Below are 23,306 nucleotides of genomic sequence, written 5' to 3'. Positions count from 1 at the left end.
AGCTGAAAGTGAAAGGGGATTATAACAATGAGTGACAAGTTACTAGTGGTTGGAGAAGTAAGAGATAATGATATAAGAAATGTTTCTTTTGAGGCAATTGCAGCAGCGAGACAAATTGACCAAGATGCTGAAATTGTAGGAGTTTTATTAAGTGACAGCGATTTGACAAGCGCAGGAGAAGAGCTGATTGCTTATGGAGCTGACAGTGTCATCACCGTTACACATGAAAATTTGAAAACGTATACATCGGAAGGGTATGGACAGGCGCTTTTAGAAATTATTGATGAATTATCTCCAAAAGGAATCGTGATGGGACATACATCCATTGGCAAAGATTTAACACCAAAAATTGCAAGCAGGCTATCTACTGGCCTTATATCCGATGTTGTAGCTATAGAACAAGACGGAGAAAACAGTATATTTATACGTCCTATTTATTCTGGAAAAGCATTTGAGAAGAAAGCGTTTGAAGATGATTTTATATTTGTAACCATTCGCCCAAATAATATAGCTGCCCTTGAAAAAGATGATTCTAGATCTGGTGATGTGAGCGCAAAAGATGTGGATATTAAAGATTTACGTACGATTGTTAAAGATGTTGTGCGAAAAGCCTCTGATGGTGTTGATCTGTCGGAAGCAAATGTTATTGTAGCAGGGGGCAGAGGGGTAAAGAGTGCGGATGGATTTAAACCACTTTATGAACTTGCAGAAGTATTGGGGGGTGCTGTAGGTGCTTCCAGGGGAGCTTGTGATGCGGACTACTGCGATTATGCACTTCAAATTGGGCAGACTGGAAAAGTCGTAACCCCTGATTTATATATTGCTGTAGGTATTTCAGGTGCAATTCAGCATTTAGCAGGGATGTCTAATTCAAAAGTGATTGTTGCTATCAATAAAGATGCAGAATCAAATATTTTTAATATTGCCGATTATGGTATTGTGGGAGATTTATTTGAAGTCATTCCTCTGCTCATCGAAGAAATAAAAAAAGTAAAAGTATAAAGGGTTAAACTCAATTTTCACACCTAAGCATATATATCTTGCTGTTTCAGGATTATCAAGTTCTTCTTTATTATGCTTGCTTTTTAGTTAAATCAGCTTTTTTTGAACGAATGATAGTGCACAGCTCCGCTCTAGCCAACCACTCCGCTTTCCGACGTACAGGACGTACAGGACGTACTAGTGCAGACGTTGCAACAGGACGTTGCGTTCTTAGTCTGCCATGGGGACGGCTTCAGCTAACTTGAAAAGAAGACCGCTTTTCAAGTGGATCTTCAGCTCGCCCTGTTCCCATAGGAGTCTGCATGGTTGGCCTCCGCTTAGTTAGGATTCTACAGCGAATATAAGAAATAACATCCTGTTGGGTTGGACGAAATAGTTTCTCTATTGCTAGATGACACGATCATTCCGTTATTTCAAATGGTTGGTTTAGCAGTTCGAATCAAAACAGTATGAATAATTAACATCAGGAATAACTTTCATGCACAGAAAGTAATCTTGGCGGAACTTTTACCATGCAGCATAAAAAATATGTTCTGTCTGATCTATTTTTTATTGTTCTGCTATTTCACGTATAGAATATCTGACTAGCGGAGGCGGACCGTTTTGACTCCTGTGGGATCAGCACCGTCTGAAGATCCACTTTTGCCAAGCGTTCTTCTTGGCAAAAGTTAGCTGAAGAGCGTGCCCCTAGGAAAGCAAAACGGTCCGCCGCAGCGGTATTTTTACTCTTCACCTTCTCACCTTTGTCAACTGATGTAGGGGAGAAACAATCAACCCCTGTTTCTATGGAAAAGAAGTTACTTTTTAAGGTGCGAAAGTTGATGGTTAAAGAAATATTCGTGCAATATATTTTCAAATGTGATATAAAAGGTCTGTGAGATATTATGATACAGACCTTTTAAAGGTTAGTTTACACTTGTTCAAGCAAACTATTATACAGTATACTTATACGGTGATATACTCATACTAAGCTTATGATAAGCTGTATGATGTTTTAAGGAGGTAAAATGAATGGCAATTAAACATGCAACAGATCAAAACTTTACAGAAGAGACGTCAAAAGGTCTTGTACTTGTTGATTTCTGGGCACCATGGTGTGGACCTTGTAAAATGATTGCTCCAGTTTTAGAAGAAATTGATGGAGAAATGGAAGAAAAAGTACAGATCGTCAAATTAGATGTTGATGAAAACCAAGAGACAGCAGGGAAATTCGGTGTAATGAGTATCCCGACACTTCTTTTATTCAAAGATGGAGAAGTGGTAGACCAAGTTATTGGTTTCCAACCTAAAGAGGCATTAACTGATTTAATTAATAAACATGCCTGATAAAGTCAAATATTCGTTTTATTATGATATTATATAATAAAACGGATTCTTTGATTGTTTATTAGAAAAAAGAGAATCCCTTTTTCATCAAGCAGATGAGAAGGGATTTTCTGATGCATAAAGGGCTGGTTATAGTATGAAAGAAGCAATTGAAAAAAAGCTGTCTATCCTTCCTATGCAGCCGGGCTGTTATTTGATGAAGGATAAACATGGAACGATTATTTATGTAGGGAAGTCAAAAAAATTAAGGAATCGTGTCCGTTCTTACTTTCGTGGGGCAAATGACCGGAAAACACAACGCCTGGTACAGGATATTGCGGATTTTGAATATATGGTTACGTCATCTGAGATAGAAGCACTTATTTTAGAAATGAATTTAATTAAAAAGTATGACCCTAAATATAACGTTATGTTGAAAGATGATAAATCATATCCTTATTTAAAAATAACTTCAGAGCGGCATCCGCGGTTAATTGTTACTAGACAGCTGAAAAAAGACAAGGGAAAGTACTTTGGACCTTACCCGAACGTGATTGCGGCAAGAGAAACGAAAAAGCTTTTGGATCGTATTTATCCGCTTAGGAAATGCAATAATCCTCCTGGCAGACCGTGTCTCTATTATCATATGGGACAATGCTTAGCTTGCAGTAAAAACCCGCCTTCCAAAGAAACGTATCAAGAAATTGTTCAAGAAATCACCTCTTTTTTACATGGCGGTTTTAAAGAAATCCGTAATCGTTTGACAAACGAAATGACTGAAGCAAGTGAAGTATTGAATTTTGAAAGAGCGAAAGAGCTAAGAGATACAATTCAGCATATTGACGCAACGATGGAACAGCAGAAAATGGCTGCAAATGATTTAGTGAATAGAGATGTTTTTGGGTATAGCTATGATAAGGGATGGATGTGTGTTCAGGTCTTTTTTATCCGACAAGGAAAATTGATTGAACGTGATGTCAGTATATTTCCATTTTACGATAGTGCAGAAGAAACGATTATTAGCTTTATTGCTCGATTTTATTTGCAGGAAAATCATTTGAAACCAAAGCAAGTACTTGTTCCTATAGGGATAGATGATGATATACTGGAAAAATTGCTTGAAATTAATGTTCATACACCACTTCGTGGCCGCAAAAAAGAAATGGTAGAATTAGCTGAGAAGAATGCAAAGATTGCTTTGGATGAAAAATTTCAATTAATTGAGCGCGATGAAGAAAGAACGTATCAAGCGATAGAAGATTTAGGTAATTACCTAAACATAGAGATGCCTCGTCGAATTGAAGCGTTTGATAATTCGAATATTCAAGGAACAGATCCTGTATCAGCAATGATTGTTTTTGAGGATGGAAAACCAAATAAAAAAGAGTATCGGAAATATAAAATTAAAGATGTCGAAGGACCAGATGATTATGACACCATGCGGGAAGTTATACGCAGGCGTTATACAAGGGTGCTTCGCGAGGACCTTCCTTTACCGGATTTAATTATTGTCGACGGGGGAAAGGGACAAATGTCATCAGCGGCAGATGTACTAGAAAATGAGCTTGGTTTAAGCATTCCACTTGCCGGCCTTGCAAAAGATGATAGACATAAAACAAGTGAACTATTATACGGAGATCCTCCGGAAGTAATTCCTTTAAAACGGCAGTCGCAGGCTTTTTATTTAGTGCAACGGATACAAGATGAAGTGCACCGCTTTGCCATTACTTTTCACAGACAATTAAGAGGAAAAGGGTTGTTTCAATCAGAGCTTGATCGTATTCCTGGTGTTGGAGAAAAACGGCGCAAACTGTTGCTGACCCATTTCAAATCGGTAGAAGAGATAAAAAACGCTTCTTTAGAGGAAATGCGTAAAATTGGTGTTCCAAAAAATATTGCGACAGAAATTATTAAACATTTAAAAGAGCAGGAAACAGAGAAAAAAGATCGTGAAATAGAATAAGTTTCGCGATCTTTTTTTATGGCCAATTCGGCATGTATACATAATTATATAGTAGTTTATACGTGATTTCTATAGTAGATAACTTGGTTACTTTATTTCTTATTCTTTGGTTTAGAAGATGATTAATCTTGTATATAAACGGTGAATTCAATTTGTTTTAGACGCCGATTGACGGATTCAAGGCATTCACAATCTACCCCTTCTAATTGCTGGAGTGCTTCAGCAACGATTCCTGCTTCTAATCGAAAATCGGTCTCTATATTTGATTTTAATTTCGTAACAATCGCATCAGATAAGAGGTAAAAGGTTTTTATATTTTTTTTATCCTTTGCCAGGTCCAATGCTCCAAGCCCCATCTTTTCAAAAAATAAACTTAAATCTTCCAGACTATTAAATTCAAATTTACGTGCTAAATTTCTACCTAAAAAGTAAAGTAATGTTTCTTTTTCTTCACCGAATAGTTCAGGTAAACCAATATATCGTAAAATATCATATCCTGCTCCATCACTATGTAATTGTTCCAGTTCATTTACATCTAATTTTTGATTACTGCCGTACTTTAACACTACTTTCATCCTTTCCTTCCTGCTTCGTTCGTATTGAATGTCTATGGTTATTATCTATGGTTGTTTATTAATTAGCAAGTATTGAAGTCAATTTCTTTTTGCTTTTAGAGCAATATACATAAAAGATGTTTTTCGTTTGTTATTCTCTAAGAAAATATAAAAAGTATAAGAAAGCAAAATTTACTCCAAGAGTCTCTTCTCATGAAAACCAGTTTTTCTTTATTACATACGAAGTTAAATACTTCTATTATAATAACATCACGAACGATTTTTCTAAATCTTTTTCTAGTAATTTAGTATGGTTTTATATAAGCTGCATATAAAACATACTATCATTATATCGTTTCTCTTAGCTTGAAAAAGTTTTGAGCTTGAAACTTCTTTACTTTATTAAAGAACGCGGTCGGGAATTCTTGACGCTTTATCTTGTAAGAAGTACAATAATAGATGTTATTGGCTGTACTATATAAAATAAAAATTTACATTTTTGTAAAGCGCTTTATTTTTATAGTATACATATATTTTTGGAATACGTTTCAAAGGGGGGTAAACATGGCAGAGCAACGTGAGTTCTTCTTTAGAAGACTACATTCGTTACTGGGAGTTGTGCCAATTGGTATTTTCCTGGTACAACATTTATTTATTAATCATCTTGCTGTGTATGGGGAAGAAGCATTTAACGCGGCAGCCGGCTTTATGCATGAATTACCATTTGTATTGCTGATAGAGACGTTAGTAATCTATCTGCCAATCCTATTCCATGCGGTTCTGGGTGTGTATATTGTTATTACGTCCAGATACAGTACGCGTCGTTACGGCTTTTTCCGTAACTGGATGTTCGCATTACAGCGTTTTACTGGTATTTTCCTTGTGATTTTTATCGCATGGCATATTTGGGAAACGCGCGTTCAGGTTGGTTTAGGGAATGTCGATGTCAACTATAGTCTGATGGAAGGCATTTTGACCAGCACACCAATGTTTATATTTTATTTGCTTGGTGTCATCTCGGCTGTATTCCATTTCTCAAATGGTTTATGGAGCTTCCTGGTAACATGGGGAATTACACAAACACCAAAGTCACAGCGCATATCTACGTATGTATGTCTGATTGTCTTTTTTGCAGTCAGTTATTTAGGGGTGAGATCATTACTGGCATTCGCATATGGTGTTTAAATGGTAATGGAATGAAAGAAGGAGTGAGCTAACGAATGAGTAAAAAAGTTGCTGTAGTTGGCGGCGGTTTAGCCGGATTGATGGCTACAATTAAAGCTGCTGAAGCAGGAGTAAAAGTAGATTTATTTTCTATCGTACCTGTAAAGCGTTCTCACTCTGTATGTGCGCAAGGCGGTATTAATGGAGCTGTTAATACAAAAGGAGAAGGCGATTCTCCCGATTTGCATTTTGACGATACAGTTTATGGGGGAGATTTTCTCGCCAATCAACCGCAAGTAAAAGCAATGTGTGATGCTGCACCAGGTATTATACATATGTTTGATCGTATGGGCGTTATGTTTAACCGTACGCCGGAAGGATTATTAGATTTCCGACGTTTTGGCGGTACACAGATGCACCGTACAGCATATGCAGGGGCAACGACAGGGCAACAATTATTATATGCATTGGATGAACAGGTTCGCCGTTATGAGGTAGAAGGGCTTGTTACGAAATTTGAAGGCTGGGAATTCCTTGAAGTTGTTATTGATGAAAACGGCGTTGGAAAAGGAATTGTGGCACAAGATGTGAAGACACATGAAATTAAAGCATTTCGCTCGGATGCAACTATCTTTGCAACAGGAGGACCTGGAATTATTTTTGGAAAATCAACAAATTCCATGATTAATACAGGTTCTGCAGCTAGTAAGCTGTATTTACAGGGAGCAAAATATGCGAATGGAGAATTTATTCAAATCCACCCGACAGCTATCCCTGGAGATGATAAACTCCGGTTAATGAGTGAATCGGCCCGTGGAGAAGGCGGCCGTGTCTGGACGTATAAAGACGGGGAACCTTGGTATTTCCTTGAAGAAAAATATCCGGCATATGGTAACCTTGTCCCTCGTGATATTGCAACACGTGAAATATTTGATGTGTGTGTGAATCAAAAACTTGGTATCAATGGGGAAAATATGGTTTATCTTGATTTATCTCATAAAGATCCAAAAGAGCTTGATGTGAAACTTGGCGGAATTATAGAAATTTATGAGAAATTTGTCGGTGAAGATCCACGTAAAGTGCCGATGAAAATTTTCCCTGCTGTTCACTATTCTATGGGCGGCTTATGGGTTGATGAAAAACAAATGACAAGCATTCCTGGAATTTTCGCTGCTGGTGAGTGTGACTATTCACAACATGGCGGAAATCGTCTTGGCGCGAATTCCCTGTTGTCAGCTATTTATGGCGGTATGGTCGCTGGCCCAAGTGCGATTGAATATATCGATGAATTAGATGAGCATGTGGAAGAACTTCCGGATGAACTCTATGAAACTCGCGAAAAAGCAGAGCAAAATGATTTTGATAAGCTGATGAATATGCAGGGAACAGAGAATGCATATCAAATTCATCATGAACTTGGAGAATGGATGACAGATAATGTGACGGTTGTCCGGGACAATGATAAATTATTAAAAACAGATAAGAAAATTGTTGAATTGATGGAACGCTGGGAAAACATTAACATTAATGATACTTCCCGCTGGAGTAATCAAGGAGTTATGTTCACCCGTCAATTAAAGCATATGCTTCATTTAGCACGTGTGATCACAATTGGTGCATACAATCGTAATGAAAGCCGCGGAGCACACTATAAACCGGAATTTCCAGAACGTAATGATGAGGAATGGTTAAAAACAACCATCGCTGAATACAATGCTGAAAATAATGAGCCTGTATTTAGTTATGAAGATGTGGATGTTTCCTTGATTCCTCCTCGAAAACGAGATTATACAACTAAACATTAGAAAGGAGTAAATAAAATGGCTGAGCAAAGTAAAGTTACCTTTATCATAACTAGACAAGACAGCCGGGACGCTGCTCCTTATGAGGAAACGTTTGAGATACCTTATAGACAGAATATGAATGTTATTTCTGCCTTAATGGAAATCCGAAAAAATCCTGTAAACAGTAAAGGAGAGCAAACTACACCGGTCATGTGGGATATGAACTGCTTAGAGGAGGTTTGCGGTGCGTGTTCGATGGTTATCAATGGCACGGCGAGACAGTCCTGTGCAGCATTAGTTGATCAGCTCGAGCAGCCAATTCGCCTGGAGCCGATGTCTACTTTCCCGATTGTTCGTGATCTTATTGTAGACCGTGAGCAAATGTTTGATGCTTTAAAACAAGTAAAAGCATGGATTCCTATTGATGGAACGCATGATTTAGGTCCTGGACCGCGTATGCCGGAGAATAAACGTCAATGGGCATATGAATTATCCAAATGTATGACTTGTGGTGTCTGTCTGGAAGCTTGTCCAAATGTAAATGACAACTCGAACTTCATTGGTCCTGCTGCGATTTCTCAAGCGCGTTTGTTTAACGCACATCCAACTGGCGAGATGAATGCCAGTGACCGGTTGAACGGGTTAATGGAAGATGGAGGAATTGACGGCTGCGGGAATTCTCAGAACTGTGTACAAGTTTGTCCTAAAGGAATTCCTTTGACAACTTCAATTGCAGCAATGAACCGTGCGACAAATATTCAAGCATTCAAGAATTTCTTTGGAAGCGACACAGCACTTTAATATGTGATGGATAAAAAAGAAAAACTCTGCCCATTAACAGGTCAGGGTTTTTCTTACACTTTAAGAAATGGAAATGCATCAATGCAAACTGTTGCTTTTACAGTCTTTGTCTCCTAAGTTTTTAAATATAAAATGAAAGCGTTTTAACATAAGACGTAAAGTAAGGATAAATTTGTGAAAGTGAGGAAAGGGCCGTATGAGTCGTATTTCTTATATAGAGGATTTTTCAGAATGGGAAAAAGGTTTTTCTTTTTATATCCCTGTATCGGTTCGGTTTTCTGAAACTGATATGTATGGACACGTAAATAATGTCTCCCCATTTATTTATTTTGAAGAAGCGCGTATTGCCTATTTAAATCATATTGGTTTTTTATCAAAGAACATGCGTCAAAAAGATGGAATTATTGTTGCTGATTTACAATGTAATTATTTGAAGGAACTTTATTTTGGCGACGATATTCATGTATATGTAAAAACAGCTTCTGTTGGCAATACATCTTTTGATATTCATTATAAAGTAATGAAGGAGGAAGAGGTTATTCTGACAGCCCGGGGCAGGTTAGTTTATATTGATACTGAGAAGAAAGCACCGAAAAGATTATCTGAGGATTTAAAGAGAAAGCTGATTGAAGAATAATCATATCTTTAGTGTTTTTAAAATAAAGGCATATTTTTCTAATAAAATAGGAGAACTGCAAGAATGGTAGTATATACTACCATCCTTGCAGCTTCTAAATACTTGGTTCTTCCAGTTTTTGCTGAAGGAAGTTTCACTTTATCACGGAGAACCGTCCGTAAACTCCCACTGAGTGAAGTTACGTTTTATAAGAGGAAAAAATGCTTATCCTTCTATTTGTGATTCATACTCAGATTGAATCATACGAAAATCGCTCCCCCATGTTTCTATTGCTTCATCTAAGATTTGTTCTTCTACATCATCTAAATCTAAATTCTGTAACCATTCTAAAGCTTCTATCTGATCTTCGTAATAAGCTTGAATCATGTGATAATCATCGTCCCATGATTCTTCTGCGTCTTTGATAATTTGCTCTTCTTCTGGTGTTCTAATCTCTAATTCTTCTAACCAGTGATAGGCCTCGAGCCGGTATTCGTATTCATCTCTCATCCTGGCGTAGTTTGCTTCATATTCTGATTCAACAGTCTCGAAGATTTCTTTTTCAACGTCATTTTCCAATTCGACATCTTCCAGCCATTCAAGTGCATCCATCTGATTTTGGTAAACATGTTGAACCATTTCAAAATCGTTTTCCCATTCTTCTTTTGCATCTTCTAAAATTTGTTCTTCTTCTGGAGTATCAAGATCTAAATCTTGTATCCATTCAAGTGACTCTAACTGTCTTTCATAAGTAAGCTGAACGAGCCAAAAGTCATTTTCAGCATAATCTTTTGCTTCCTCTAAAATGAGCTCTGCTTCTTCTGTTTCTGGTTCCAGCTCTTCCAGCCAATGGTAGGCCTCTAATTGACGTTCAAATTCAGATTGTATTCCGATAAAATTATCTTCATCCTCTGATGCAACTGTTTCGAAAATCTGTTCCTCGATGTCATTTTCAAATTCAATATTCTCTACCCATTCAAGTGCTTCCGATTGTCTCTCATAATGGTGTTGAACCATTTCAAAATCGTTATCCCATTCATGATAGGCTTCATTTAAAATAGATTCTTTTTGGGCGCTGTCAATAGAAAGTTCAACCAATTGATTGTAAGCTTTTGTTTGATTATCAATTTGGAATTCCTGCATCTCCGTATCACCCGGCCAATTATCTTCAGCCAATTCTTGAATAGATTCTTCTATTTCATCCGGATCTAATTCTGCAATAATGTTGGTGAAAGATTCAGATTCCTGATTTTCTTCTTCTGAAGTATCAGTTTCATCTGCAGCCTCGTTATCATCCTCATCATTGTCCGATTGACAGCCTGCTAATAATAGTAAGAAAATAAGTAAAACAAAGAAATATTTTTTCATTATGTACCTCCTGATAAAACTAAAAATATATAATAAATTAATAGTGATTAGGAAGGTTACAATTTTGAATTTAGATCATAGAAGTAATTGAAATAAAAAAGAAATGATAAAACGAAACTTCCTTCAGTGAGGGGGGGTTCATCTCCCGCTAAATGAGAGTCGGGCTGAAGCTGGGGCTGGGACTGCGATTACCAATGTTGTCAGGTTAATACGACCACTGCAGAAAAACACTACGCTAGTTAGCCTTATTGCAATCTACCAGTATCAAACATAATCTTAATGAAATTCACTAACCTGACAACATTGAGACCTGCGATTACTCGGTCTATTAAAATCGTTGCTGCGATTACTTGCCCCATCCAAAACCATTGCTGTTACTTGCCCTAACAAAACCGTTGGCAGTTAAGCGGATCGGCCGTTACTTGCTGTCCAATCTCTCTCTTAGAAATTTCGACTCCCCTCTATTCTTGAAGCGGGAGGCGTATAGCTAGTTACACTGCGATAAAAGAAGAAGCTCCAAGGTTTCTCCTATCTTTCTTGCAAAACTATTATATCATATATTTAGATTATTTAGTTACAATAGGATAGGTTATTATAATTAAATTAATTGAATACATTAGGACAAATGTTTAGTTAGATTTATAAAGTTATTGGTTGTTTATCTACTACACATATTTTCAATAAAAATATCAATTATATAGCTTTCCATACTGCTCAGAGAGTAACTAGGAACAAAAGCGCAGAGCGCCTGTTTAAAAACGTAGAGATTGGAGCGGCGCAACTGAGATAAAGGAAACACGGTGAGGTGACGAACCGATGTTGACTTATCGTAGGGCGCGACGTGAAATCTCCTAGTTTTTGGCGCTCGGAGCTGGACGTGGCTGTTTTACTATAAATAGTTATCCACAAGGCAATAATTCTATAATTTCCTATGCAGTTAAAAAACGTACCTATTTTATTGGTTAGATAGTTTTTCCTGCATGCGGGGGTGTACAGATAGTTCCATAAACTAATCGCTTTAGATGATTGTCTGTAAATATTGAAAGAGCATTCGCGGCATTTTTGTTAGGTGTCTTATTTAAATAGTATGATTAAATTAGAAATATCCCTTAAGTATTTTCATTTCCTACAGGGAAATAAAAGAGTCTGAGCTCCTTTTTCAAAGCTCAGACTTACATAGAACCTTCATATAGCCTTAGATTTTCCTGTAAGGAATGATGATACAGAATACAATTAAATGGTGAGTATATTCACAGAAAATCTCACCGATAAATGCATCTATTGGCTTGAGCTCAAAAACAAAATGAACTAAAAAAGATAATAAATGTATTTTGATCTCGGATGATGTCTTGTTTAATGCTTTCTCTTTTGTTTGTGCCTACAGTTTTAATTCGCCCATGCGAAGCAATTCGACGACAGCCTGTGAACGGCCTTTTACCCCTAGCTTTTGCATCGCGTTTGAAATATGATTCCTCACAGTTTTTTCTGAGATGAATAGTTCTTGGGCAATCTCTTTTGTTGTTTTATCTTGTACCAATAGTTCAAACACTTCTTTCTCGCGTTTGGTCAGTAGCTGCTTCGGTTTATACCCATTATCCTTCAAATGTTACCCCCTCCTTGCTTTATAGAACTGCATCATGAAGGGAAATTATTTAGTCGATATAGCTTATGAAGGCTGAAAGAAAAGAGTGCGTACATTTTTGAAGGGATTTACGTTTATCAGCTTTTCTTTAAAAAAGTTTTCAAGAAGTGTTTTTTAGTTTACTATGTATTACAAGTATATATAAAATTACTTCATAACAATCGCTGCATGATTCGTGTTAAAATACTTGGAGTGGACTTTACATTTAGGGGGTACCAGATTGGAAAAGAATCAAGAAGTAGAAGCAGTTAATAAAATGGAAAAACAGTTGAGATATATTTCCGGAATGATCAAGCAAAATGGACGAAAAATATTACATCATTATCCGATTACTTCCCCGCAGTTTATCGCTTTGCAATGGCTATTGGAAGAAGGGGATTTGACAGTTGGTGAACTTTCTAATCGTATTAGCCATGCGTTTAGTACTACTACAGATTTAGTGGATCGATTAGAGAAAAATGAATTAGTAGAACGTGTACGTGACACGAACGATCGTCGCGTAGTGCGAATTCATCTTTTAGAAAAAGGAAAGCACATTATTGAAGAAGTAATTCAAAAACGACAAGAATATTTGCGAGACGTTTTATCTCCATTTTCAGATGAGCAGAAAGAAACGTTGAATGAGTTATTAGGTTTTTTGCATGATGAAATGAAGCAGATTAATGAAAAGTAAGAAAAGAAAAGGGAGAGAGAATTTTGGAGCAGCCGATCGGTGTAATTGATTCAGGAGTGGGGGGACTAACAGTTGTTCATGAATTAATGAGACAACTTCCTAAAGAGCCACTTATTTACTTGGGGGATACGGAAAGGTGCCCATATGGACCGAGAACAGAAGAAGAAGTGAAACAATTTACTTGGGAAATGGTCCGGTTTTTACTAAAAAAAAATATCAAAATGCTTGTGATAGCTTGTAATACCGCAACGGCATTTACCATAAAGGATTTACAAGAAAAATTGGATATTCCGGTAATTGGTGTCATCAAGCCTGGTGCGCGAGCTGCGATTAAGTCAACGGAAAGTAATTATATCGGGATTATTGGAACAGAAGGAACTGTACGAAGTGAAGCATATAGTTATGCACTTTGGCAAATTAAGTCTGATATTGATCTTATTTCTTTAGCTTGTCCACGGTTTGTTCCAATGGTGGAAAAAGGTATACTGGATGGCCCGGAAGCAAAACAAATAGTGGAAACAACGTTAATGCCAATCTTAGAGCATAAAAAAATGGATACCTTGATTTTAGGTTGTACCCATTATCCACTGTTAAAAGATACAATCCAAGAGGTTGTTGGTAAGCAAATTACTGTCATTTCTTCAAGTGAAGAGACAGCAAGAGAGACAAGTACAACATTAGATATCCATCAAATTGCAAATGAGAGTGACCGTATGCCTTTGCATCAATTTTATGCGACAGGGGATTTGCAAATATTTATTGAAATTACTCAAAAAATATTTAAGGATAGCAATTTTGAGGTTCTTACTATTAAACATGCAGATCTACATAATGTTTAATCGAAATAATGATTAACTCCAATGCTGTGAGAGTATCAATTTTACAGTGTTGGAGTTTTTTTACGATATTTTTTGGATATCGTGTTTTATTTTAATAAATTAAGGGTGGCCGTCATTTCCTTTACAGTACGAAAGAAAACCAAACGTTGCTTCTCTGAATTAATTAAGCTCAGAATTCATATAATTAACGACTAAACGCATTAAATTATGTTTTGATTTCCTATTATCGTCTAAGAAAGTAAAACACGCTTTCAAGACCCACTTTAACGAATGCCAAGTTTTCTTTCAATAAACTATCTAATTCATGGTCTATTTCTTAGGGTAGGCTCGTATGATTAATAGTACAAACCATCTTGGGAGGTAGTTGCATGAGTAAAAAGATAATCCAATTATTAGTGGCTTTTGGAATATTAGTCTTGTTGGCAGGATGCTTTAAAGGAGAGCAGTCATCAAAAGAGGTAGACCCTCCGCAAAATGCAGAAGCAGTGAACGGGGAGGAAACAATGGATGAAGAAACATTGGACGGAGAGGATGCTGCAGCTACTCCTGTGGAAGCAGAAGATACGGTTTCTCGAGAATTGTATTTAATTGATTCAAATGGTATGGTTGCTTCACAAATGATTGAACTTCCTATTCCTGAAGAAAATCAAGTGGCGCAGCAAGTGATTGAATATATGGTTAAAGGCGGTCCAATAACACCAATGCTGCCAAATGGATTCCAGGCTGTACTGCCAGAAGATACCGAAGTCCTTGGAATTGATCTTCAAGAGGACGGCACGATTGTCGTAGATTTATCTGGGGAATTTTCAGATTATGAAGCAGCATCAGAGCTTCCTATTTTAGAAGCGGTTACGCACACTCTAACACAATTTGATAATGTCCAAAAAGTCAAGCTGCGGGTAGATGGGGTCGACTTAAAAGAAATGCCTGTGAATGGTACACCGATTAATAATGGCTACACGCGGGCAAACGGAATTAATCTGACAAACAACGATACATTAGATTATTTTAATAGCAGCCCAGTAACAATGTTTTATCCAGTGGAACAGGAAAATAATCGCTATTATGTTCCTGTTACCCAGTATGTAGAGATGGAAGATGAAAATGATTTAGCGGATGTGGTTAATGAACTGATAGATGGCCCGGGGTATCAAAATAATGTTGTCAATGTATTTAACCCTGAAGCTGCTTTAACAGCAGATCCAGTTATAGAAGAAGGGGTCGTACATCTAACATTTAATGAAGGAATTCTAATGGACGGAGAACAAAATATTATCTCAGACGAAGTGATGGAGACAATGGTCAGAACGTTAACACAGCAGCCGAATATTGATGCAGTAAATGTTCAGGTTGAAAATGTAGATGAAGTATTTAATGAAAATGGTGAGCCCTATTCTGAACCGGTATCTGCACAATTATTTACCCCGGGTGAAGAATTATAAAATAGGATAAAAAATGTGTTTAAAGCACCTGGAGAGCGGTTTATTGCTCTTTAGGTGTTTTTTTGTTTAATCTGACAATTTAATTGAACATGGTTATTTTCACGGCATTCTCATGTTTCTTTTTTAGAAAATATGATAAGCTATGTAATGTGAAATAAGGAGGAAGACAGATGGAAAGACAGGACAATAGAAAAGCAACTGAATTACGACCAATAAAAATTACACCAGGTTATATTACACATCCAGAAGGGTCTGTGCTAATTGAAATGGGCCAGACAAAGGTAATATGTAATGCAAGTATTGAAGATAGGGTGCCACCATTTATGAGAGGACAAGGAAAAGGGTGGATTACAGCAGAATATGCAATGTTGCCACGTGCAACAGAGCAGCGTAATATCCGTGAATCTTCAAAAGGAAAAGTAAGTGGAAGAACAATGGAGATTCAACGTCTTATTGGACGTGCATTACGTTCAGTGGTTGATCTTTCAAAGATTGGTGAACGAACTATTTGGATTGATTGTGATGTTATTCAGGCAGATGGTGGAACAAGAACAGCTTCCATCACTGGAGCGTATGTGGCTATGGTAATGGCATTGCATCAGCTTGTTGAAAAAAAAGTCATCAAAGAGCTTCCTGTAATAGATTTCTTAGCTGCAATTTCCGTTGGTGTACTGTCGGATGGACAAGAAGTACTCGACTTAAATTATCAAGAAGATAGTACAGCTGCTGTTGATATGAATATTGTTATGACTGGAAAAGGTGAATTTGTAGAGCTTCAGGGAACTGGAGAAGAAGCTACGTTTAATGCGCAACAATTACAAGCGATGCTAAGTTTGGGTGAAAAAGGTATTCATACGTTGATCAGCCAGCAGAAAGATACGCTAGGTTCTATTACAGATTTAGTTCATTAAGACAAATTTCATTGGGGGAGGTACCATGAAGAAGATTATTATTGCAACCAAAAACGAAGGCAAGGTGAACGAATTTAGAGCTTTCTTTGCTCCTCATAACATTGAGGTTGTTTCTCTACTTGATTTAGACGAGGAGATTCCAGATATTGAAGAAACAGGAGAAGGCTTTGTAGAAAATGCAGCTATAAAAGCTGAAGAGATTTCTAATCGATTCCAGCAGCCAGTGCTTGCAGATGATTCAGGACTGGTTATTGACAGTTTAGATGGAAGACCAGGAGTGTATTCTGCACGTTATGCAGGGGAACCGACAAATGACCAAGCAAATATAGATAAAGTTCTGGAAGAAATGAAAGAGATTCCTGAAGAAGAACGCGGGGCTCGCTTTGTTTGTGTGTTGGCGATTGCTCAGCCCGGTGAAGAGCCGATATTTGTAACAGGTTATTGTGAAGGCCGTATTCAAACGGAACAAAGTGGGGAGAATGGTTTCGGCTATGATCCTATTTTTGTACCGGAAGGCTATGAAAAAACAATGGCAGAGCTGGATCCAAACGAAAAAAATCAAATCAGTCACCGGAAAATAGCGATGAAACAATTGGAACAAAATATACATTTGTTATAAATGATGAAAAGAGGGAGTATAATGACAAGCGTACTGATTACAAGTGACAGTCATGGATTGACGAACGAACTGGAAAAAATGACGGAAAAGCATGCTGTGGATTTATACATCCATTGTGGTGATTCAGAACTCGATTTTGATGCAACAGAGCTGAGTCCTTTTTATAAAGTTGGCGGGAATTGTGATTTTGATTCGCTCTACCCGGAACAGGAAGTGTTAGATTTAAAAGGACTTCGATTCTTTGTAACACATGGTCACCTTCATCAGGTGAAAGGGAGTCTGACCAACCTATCCTACGCAGCAGAAGAACATGATGCCAATGTTGTATGTTTTGGTCATACACATATTGCCGGGGCTGAAAAAATTGGTGATCAATTATTTATCAACCCAGGAAGTATTCGCATGCCAAGGAATCGCGTAGAAAAAACGTACGCTATTTTAAATTGGGAAGATACAAATGAAGTACAAGTAGATTTCTACACTTTAAAAAATGGAAAAGTAGACGATATGAGTTTTCGGACTTCTTTATAAATTAAATAAAACAGTTTATATTTTCTGCAAAAGGAAATATAAACTGTTTTAAACATTTTAATCAAAGATAATTATGCTTAATTCCTTTTGTACAAAGGGGTTGTACCATTATTATCATGCTGGAAAATTAAATTTGAAAATCTTGTTGACAAAAACTTCTATCCGACATATAATATTACTTGTCCGTTAAAAACGGCGTACATAATAAGTTACATAAAACACGGCAGTTGCGGGTGTAGTTTAGTGGTAAAACCTCAGCCTTCCAAGCTGATGATGAGGGTTCGATTCCCTTCACCCGCTCCAATAATGTCCCAGTAGCTCAGCAGGATAGAGCAACAGCCTTCTAAGCTGTGGGTCGCAGGTTCGAATCCTGCCTGGGACGTAATTCAAACAAACGGTAAATTCCTTTATTATTTTAGGAATTTGCCGTTTTTGTTTGGATGGATTATTTTCACAAAAACATTATTAAAAAAAATCTATTTAGGGTTGAACTGCGGTTGTTTTTAAAAAGGATATTTTTATATGATTAAGTCGGTCTAAACATCTCTTTAACATAACCGGCTGTCTTCGTTTCTTCTTCTGGAAAAACATGTCCATATTTAGGCCATATTTATCAAATGCAGCTCCTTTTTTAATTGAGTTTTGCCCGAACATAAACCTCAGTCACTTAGAATAGTCAGGAAGGAATGCTTTAAATATAAGTAAATACCGATCAAGTGCACGTGCTTTGCGAGTACTGCATTACCCTTCTTCTATTGAAAAAATATTCCCTTTATCACGGAGAACCATCTGTAAAACTCCCACTAAATGAAGTTTCGTTTTATTCCATATTTGTTGTAAAATGGGATAATAAAAGGGGATGGACATTCATGGAAGAGTTTAGAGTTGCAGGAGCAAACCATGAAGAAAAGCAAGAATTAATACAAGAGATTTTTGATGGTTATGCTTCTAAAGGAAAGTTAGAGTCGTGGTATGGCATGTCAGACCAAGAGATTATTGAAGAGGAAGAAGATGGAGCGGAGTTCGAAGATCAAACATTGCAAGGAGTTATTACTCTTGAAAAAGATAACGCTATTAAAGTATTACTTACTGATGTAGATAACCACAAGCATCCTGTAGGGTATGTACCTAAACGCATGAATAAAAAAGTAGACACTCAAATGGAATATATCTCAATATATGATTTAGATATCTTGGGTGGCAGAGAAAAAATAATTTCGATGGACGATAATGATAACAAATATTTATATGAAGATGAATCAGAATTGATTCTGGTCGTTCAACCGGTTGATAAGGAAGGCAATAGAACAACGAAAGGTAAGAATACCGACTGGGTATCACGGGGATACTTGCGGTGATCGTATTGGTCGTTATACTAAAAATAGTAACGTAATACGTTCAAGCATTGATGAATAAGCTTTCAGCGCTTAAAGTTAATATAGACCTGCAACCTTTTTGAAGGTAAGATTATAAGGGGGATACTGGCATGAAAAGTAAGTAGTTAATAAATATACTCTCCAATAAATAGTTTAAATATCGTAGAATAGGGAAAAACAGATTTGACGAATATTTTTGGTAATCCAGAAAAGAGGTGAGCAAATGAAAGATAGTACAAAGGTAATCTTATTTCCAAATACGAAAAAGAAGTTAGAAGAAGAAGGCTTGTATGCATTAAAGGAAAAGAGGTACAAAGAGGCGCTTGATAAATTAAATTGCCTTATTGCGTATCATGAAGGAAGTCATGAAATATATATTGGTAAATTAATGTGCCTAATGGAGTTAGGAAATTATAAAGAGGCTGAGCAGCTTAGTGAAAAATTATTAGCAAGAAAAGACGAACATTATTATCATTATTTTCATATTTACTTAACTCTCCTGTTTCAAACAAGCCAGTATCAGCATTTGATGGATTTGTTAGAAATTGAATTTGAACACAATATGATCCCTGATATGCTTCAAGAGCCTTTTCAGCAATTGTATGAGATGAGCAGTAATATGAAAATCGGGATCGATGAAGATAATGCCAAAGGTTTTCTGGCAGAGCTTAAAGAAGCTGTAAGCGGGGATGATTATCTGAAACAATGGAATCTGATTGATAATCTTAGACGAATAAAAGCAGATCCAAAGGAAGAAAATATTAAACTACTTGAAAATCCTCAAGTTCATCCTGTCATTAAAACAGCTTTATTAAAGTGGCTAAAGGAAGCAGGCGTAGAGAGGTCCATCTACATACATAAATTTGAAACAAGTATCATCATTCAGCCATCTGAACTGAACCAAATTTCTAAAGAAAATAGTTATAAAACTGTAATGGAAGAATTGGAAAAGCGTGCTGAAGCCAATCCAACTTTACTAAATCTGATCAAGCAGCTTGTATACCGGTACTTTTATGTAACCTATCCGTTTACACCTAAAAAAAGTGATCTATTTTCTTTTACAGAGGCCGTCTATATACTTGGGAACGAGTATTTACAGATAGATACACAGCTGGAGGACCTCGATCGTAATGCTGAATCATGGATGGAATCTATAAAAATTTGCAATTCCCTTTATTTAAGTATCATTGAAGAGTAGTAAAATGCTTGAAACACGAAAGATATGTGTTATAATGAGGTGGTTGTAAATTAGGAAAATTAATTAATCAAATGAATAATGAAATGAATGATAGATTTGATTTTGGAGGGAATTATAATGACAACTAAATGGGAAAAACAAGAAGGTAATAAAGGTGTATTAACGTTTGAAGTATCTGTTGAAGAATTTGACCAAGCGTTAGATCAAGCGTTTAAAAAAGTATCAAAAGACGTCCAAATTCCTGGATTTCGTAAAGGGAAAATTCCCCGCAGTATTTTTGAAAAACGCTTTGGTGTAGAATCTCTATATCAAGATGCAGTAGATATTGTGCTTCCAGATGCTTATTCTAAAGCAGTTGATGAAGCTGAGATTTTCCCAATTGCACAGCCTTCTATTGATATTGACCAAATTGAAAAAGGACAACCGCTTGTTTTCACTGCTGAAGTAGAAGTGAAACCAGAAGTAAAACTTGGTGAATATAAAGGATTAGAAGTAGAAGAAAAATCTGTAGAAGTAACTGATGAAGATGTTGAACAAGAACTTGAAAATCTTCGTGAGCGTCATGCAGAACTAGTTGTAAAAGAAGATAGCGAAATTGAAGACGGCGATACAGCAGTAATCGATTTTGAAGGATTCAAAGACGGCGTTGCTTTTGAAGGTGGACAAGGTGAAAACCATTCATTAGAAATTGGTTCAGGCCAATTCATCCCAGGTTTTGAAGAGCAATTAATCGGCAAAAAAGCTGGAGATGAAACAGAAATTGAAATAACTTTCCCTGAAGAATATCATGCAGAAGACTTAGCTGGTCAAGAAGCTGTTTTTAAAGTGAAAATTCATGAAGTAAAAGCAAAAGAATTACCAGAACTTGATGATGAATTTGCTAAAGATGTAGATGAAGATGTAGAAACACTGGATGAATTAAAAGCAAAAAAACGTGAAGAACTCGAAACAAACCAGAAGCAGCAAGCTGAAAATGAAAAACGTGAAGAATTACTTCAACAAGCATCAGACAATATCGAAGTTGAGATTCCTGAAGCTATGGTCGATTCAGAAGTGAATCAAATGGTCCGTGAGTTTGAACAACAGCTTCAAATGCAAGGGATGACTTTAGAAATGTACAGCCAATTCTCCGGACAAGACGAGGATGCTCTAAAAGAACAAATGCGTGAGGATGCTGAAAAACGCGTCAAAACAAATCTTACTTTAGAAGCGATTGCCGAAGAAGAAAATCTTGAAGCTACTCAAGAAGATATCGATGCAGAACTTGAAAAAATGGGTTCTATGTACGGTGTTGAAAAAGAGCAGCTTGTTCAAATGCTTGGCGGTTCAACAGAAACCTTAGAAAATGATTTGAAAATGCGTGCTGCAATTGACTTCTTAGCAGAAAACAGCAAAACAAAATAAATCATAGTTAAACAAATAAAAAAGAGGATAAATAAGACAAGGTGCGCTAAAATACGTGCCTTGTCTTTCCTGTTAATTAGGGACAGCGTCGAAAAATAGCGTTTTTTGCGATTTAAGTACGAATAAAGATGTTTAGTTTCGATGTCCGCCAGTGGCATGGGCATTTTTAATAAACATGGTATTCGTTCTGCATGCAGAAATCGGGTAAGAGAGCTCCCAAAGGTTAAGACATCTAATTTTCTAACGCTGCATTATATTTTATTAGACTCAAAAGAAGTAAAATATACCATACAGATAGAATGGCAATTAGTTGACATTTAAAAGAATTAATGCATACTTGAATGACAGACTTATCATTCAAATAGCTATAGCAAATATTAAAAGTATATTGTTTTGTATTTCTATATGTATCTGATATGATGAATTATAAAGTTGACTGCTAATCTGTAACAATCCAAGAAAGTGTTGATGGGATCGTATAAGTTAGATGATGAGAATAGCTTATTCCAATGCTCTTTTTGTGGTAAGGAAGAGGAAGTTCGGAAGTTAGCAGCAGGCTTGGGTGTTTATATATGTAATGAATGTGCAGAATAAGTCATAGAGATTGTTGAGGAAGGCGGCGAAAAGTAATGTTTAAATTTAATGAAGAAAAAGGACAATTAAAATGTTCTTTTTGTGGCAAAAGTCAAGAACAGGTCCGTAAGCTGGTAGCTGGCCCTGGCGTATATATATGTGATGAATGTATTGAATTATGTACTGAAATTGTTGAAGAGGAGCTTGGCACAGAAGAAGGTATGGAAATGAATGAAATTCCAAAACCAAAAGAAATCTGTGATATTCTTGATGATTATGTTATCGGACAGGATAAAGCGAAAAAAAATCTTTCCGTAGCAGTATATAACCACTACAAACGTGTTAATTCCGGCATGCACAATGGTGATGTAGAAATTTCTAAAAGTAATATTGCAATGATTGGGCCGACTGGTAGTGGTAAAACACTTTTAGCTCAAACATTAGCAAGAATTATTAATGTACCATTTGCAATGGCAGATGCAACATCATTAACAGAAGCCGGTTATGTAGGAGAAGATGTTGAGAATATTCTTCTTAAATTGATCCAATCTGCAGACTATGATGTAGAAAAGGCAGAAAAAGGAATTATCTATATTGATGAAATTGATAAAGTAGCCAGAAAATCTGAGAATCCTTCTATTACAAGAGATGTATCTGGAGAAGGTGTTCAGCAGGCGCTTTTAAAAATTCTTGAAGGTACCGTAGCAAGCGTTCCGCCTCAAGGTGGCAGAAAACATCCACATCAAGAATTTATTCAAATCGATACAACCAATATTCTCTTTATCGTCGGCGGTGCATTCGATGGAATTGATCAAGTGGTTAAACGCCGTATCGGTAAAAAGGTTATCGGTTTTGGCGCCAATGAAGAACAAGAAGAAATGGATACAGCACAGCTGTTATCTAAGGTTCTTCCGGAAGATTTATTGCGCTATGGGCTTATCCCGGAATTTATCGGACGTATTCCGGTAATCGGCAGTCTTACTCCACTGGATGAAGACGCACTGATTGAAATTCTGACGAAACCGAAGAATGCTCTCGTTAAACAGTATCAAAAGCTGTTTGAAATCGATAATGTAGAGCTTGATTTTGAACAGGATGCGCTTATCGAAATTGCTAAGAAAGCTATTGAACGGAAGACAGGTGCACGTGGACTTCGTTCTATCATAGAAGGAATCATTGTAGATGTTATGTTTGACCTTCCTTCTAGAGAAGACGTAGAAAAATGCATCATTACAAAAGATACAGTTATCCAGGAAAATGGAAGTCCAAAATTAGTTTTCCAGGATGGTACCGTTCAACAAGGAAATGAGAAATTACCAAAAGAAAGTGCATAACTATAATAATGAATGAAGAATGCAGATTCTGAACAGAATCTGCATTCTTCATCTTTCTACTTACAGAATACATATTTTAGATGTTTTAAGGTATGCCTGGAACATCAACCATTATTTATACAAAAAGATAAGAAAAACTTTTCTTATTATCTCAACTTTTGTGCATTAAAAAGTAACTTCATTTCTATAGAAACAGGAGTTGATCAA

21 protein-coding genes and 2 tRNA genes are annotated in these 23,306 nt (G+C 36.6%); 20 read left to right on the top strand and 3 right to left on the bottom strand.

Going from position 1 to position 23,306, the window contains the following annotated elements; translation table 11 throughout:
* The first annotated feature begins 27 nt into the window (after positions 1-27).
* The 3 genes from BN986_RS15605 (at position 28) to uvrC (ending at position 4,270) form a co-directional block, all read left to right on the top strand.
* Positions 28-1,002 carry an electron transfer flavoprotein subunit alpha/FixB family protein gene (locus BN986_RS15605; RefSeq protein WP_040981748.1) on the top strand — a complete coding sequence of 325 codons (975 nt, stop codon included), beginning with the start codon at positions 28-30 and terminating at the stop codon, positions 1,000-1,002.
* A gap of 1,011 nt (positions 1,003-2,013) precedes the next feature.
* Positions 2,014-2,328, top strand: coding sequence for a thioredoxin (gene trxA / locus BN986_RS15600; RefSeq protein ID WP_040981746.1), 315 nt, complete (start codon positions 2,014-2,016; stop codon positions 2,326-2,328).
* 136 nt (positions 2,329-2,464) lie between these two features.
* Positions 2,465-4,270 carry an excinuclease ABC subunit UvrC gene (gene uvrC, locus BN986_RS15595; protein ID WP_040981744.1) on the top strand — a complete coding sequence of 602 codons (1,806 nt, stop codon included), beginning with the start codon at positions 2,465-2,467 and terminating at the stop codon, positions 4,268-4,270.
* A gap of 122 nt (positions 4,271-4,392) precedes the next feature.
* Here uvrC and BN986_RS15590 read toward each other — a convergent pair whose 3' ends face one another.
* The gene (locus BN986_RS15590) at positions 4,393-4,845 is read right to left on the bottom strand and encodes a DUF2507 domain-containing protein (protein ID WP_052400829.1); all 453 of its coding nucleotides are present in this window, start codon (positions 4,843-4,845) and stop codon (positions 4,393-4,395) included.
* Positions 4,846-5,388: 543 nt separating this feature from the next.
* Here BN986_RS15590 and BN986_RS15585 point away from each other — a divergent pair.
* The 4 genes from BN986_RS15585 (at position 5,389) to BN986_RS15570 (ending at position 9,210) form a co-directional block, all read left to right on the top strand.
* Complete coding sequence (locus BN986_RS15585) at positions 5,389-6,009, top strand: succinate dehydrogenase cytochrome b558 subunit (RefSeq protein WP_040981742.1); 621 nt, start codon at positions 5,389-5,391, stop codon at positions 6,007-6,009.
* Between the two features lie 35 nt (positions 6,010-6,044).
* Complete coding sequence (gene sdhA, locus BN986_RS15580; RefSeq protein ID WP_040981740.1) at positions 6,045-7,793, top strand: succinate dehydrogenase flavoprotein subunit; 1,749 nt, start codon at positions 6,045-6,047, stop codon at positions 7,791-7,793.
* Positions 7,794-7,808: 15 nt separating this feature from the next.
* Positions 7,809-8,573 carry a succinate dehydrogenase iron-sulfur subunit gene (gene sdhB, locus BN986_RS15575; RefSeq protein WP_040981738.1) on the top strand — a complete coding sequence of 255 codons (765 nt, stop codon included), beginning with the start codon at positions 7,809-7,811 and terminating at the stop codon, positions 8,571-8,573.
* Between the two features lie 196 nt (positions 8,574-8,769).
* Complete coding sequence (locus BN986_RS15570) at positions 8,770-9,210, top strand: acyl-CoA thioesterase (RefSeq protein WP_040981736.1); 441 nt, start codon at positions 8,770-8,772, stop codon at positions 9,208-9,210.
* 204 nt (positions 9,211-9,414) lie between these two features.
* On the opposite strand, the gene BN986_RS15565 is transcribed toward BN986_RS15570, so the two are convergent.
* Entirely contained in the window at positions 9,415-10,557 is a 1,143-nt protein-coding gene (locus BN986_RS15565; RefSeq protein WP_040981734.1) for a hypothetical protein, read from the bottom strand.
* 1,378 nt (positions 10,558-11,935) lie between these two features.
* Entirely contained in the window at positions 11,936-12,160 is a 225-nt protein-coding gene (locus BN986_RS15560; RefSeq protein WP_040981732.1) for a helix-turn-helix domain-containing protein, read from the bottom strand.
* Between the two features lie 295 nt (positions 12,161-12,455).
* Here BN986_RS15560 and BN986_RS15555 point away from each other — a divergent pair, with 295 nt between their 5' ends.
* From BN986_RS15555 to clpX, 13 genes are all read left to right on the top strand, one after another.
* Positions 12,456-12,872, top strand: coding sequence for a MarR family winged helix-turn-helix transcriptional regulator (locus BN986_RS15555; protein ID WP_187378571.1), 417 nt, complete (start codon positions 12,456-12,458; stop codon positions 12,870-12,872).
* A gap of 23 nt (positions 12,873-12,895) precedes the next feature.
* Positions 12,896-13,711, top strand: a complete 816-nt coding sequence (gene racE / locus BN986_RS15550; RefSeq protein WP_040981728.1) for a glutamate racemase — start codon at positions 12,896-12,898, stop codon at positions 13,709-13,711.
* A 368-nt stretch (positions 13,712-14,079) separates the two neighbouring features.
* Positions 14,080-15,153 carry a GerMN domain-containing protein gene (locus BN986_RS15545; protein WP_040981726.1) on the top strand — a complete coding sequence of 358 codons (1,074 nt, stop codon included), beginning with the start codon at positions 14,080-14,082 and terminating at the stop codon, positions 15,151-15,153.
* A 170-nt stretch (positions 15,154-15,323) separates the two neighbouring features.
* Entirely contained in the window at positions 15,324-16,064 is a 741-nt protein-coding gene (gene rph, locus BN986_RS15540) for a ribonuclease PH (protein WP_040981724.1), read from the top strand.
* Between the two features lie 25 nt (positions 16,065-16,089).
* Positions 16,090-16,683: an XTP/dITP diphosphatase gene (locus BN986_RS15535; protein WP_040981722.1), complete on the top strand. Its 594-nt coding sequence runs from the start codon at positions 16,090-16,092 to the stop codon at positions 16,681-16,683.
* A gap of 21 nt (positions 16,684-16,704) precedes the next feature.
* Positions 16,705-17,214, top strand: coding sequence for a metallophosphoesterase (locus tag BN986_RS15530; RefSeq protein ID WP_040981720.1), 510 nt, complete (start codon positions 16,705-16,707; stop codon positions 17,212-17,214).
* A 229-nt stretch (positions 17,215-17,443) separates the two neighbouring features.
* Positions 17,444-17,517 (top strand) — tRNA-Gly (locus BN986_RS15525).
* 5 nt (positions 17,518-17,522) lie between these two features.
* Positions 17,523-17,596 (top strand) — tRNA-Arg (locus BN986_RS15520).
* Positions 17,597-18,083: 487 nt separating this feature from the next.
* Positions 18,084-18,572, top strand: coding sequence for a hypothetical protein (locus tag BN986_RS15515; protein WP_040981718.1), 489 nt, complete (start codon positions 18,084-18,086; stop codon positions 18,570-18,572).
* 241 nt (positions 18,573-18,813) lie between these two features.
* Positions 18,814-19,788 carry a tetratricopeptide repeat protein gene (locus BN986_RS15510; protein ID WP_040981716.1) on the top strand — a complete coding sequence of 325 codons (975 nt, stop codon included), beginning with the start codon at positions 18,814-18,816 and terminating at the stop codon, positions 19,786-19,788.
* 117 nt (positions 19,789-19,905) lie between these two features.
* Positions 19,906-21,192 (top strand): trigger factor, encoded by a 1,287-nt coding sequence (gene tig, locus BN986_RS15505; protein WP_040981714.1) that lies wholly within the window; start codon positions 19,906-19,908, stop codon positions 21,190-21,192.
* 468 nt (positions 21,193-21,660) lie between these two features.
* Positions 21,661-21,786, top strand: a complete 126-nt coding sequence (locus BN986_RS26285) for a ClpX C4-type zinc finger protein (RefSeq protein ID WP_081922224.1) — start codon at positions 21,661-21,663, stop codon at positions 21,784-21,786.
* Between the two features lie 35 nt (positions 21,787-21,821).
* Positions 21,822-23,099: an ATP-dependent protease ATP-binding subunit ClpX gene (gene clpX / locus BN986_RS15500; protein ID WP_040981712.1), complete on the top strand. Its 1,278-nt coding sequence runs from the start codon at positions 21,822-21,824 to the stop codon at positions 23,097-23,099.
* The last annotated feature ends 207 nt before the right edge of the window (positions 23,100-23,306 follow it).

Source organism: Oceanobacillus jeddahensis (genome assembly GCF_000750635.1).
GTDB lineage: Bacteria > Bacillota > Bacilli > Bacillales > Amphibacillaceae > Oceanobacillus > Oceanobacillus jeddahense.
The sequence above is the reverse complement of the archived record's forward strand: the minus strand, read 5'-3'. Positions and strand labels throughout refer to the sequence as shown.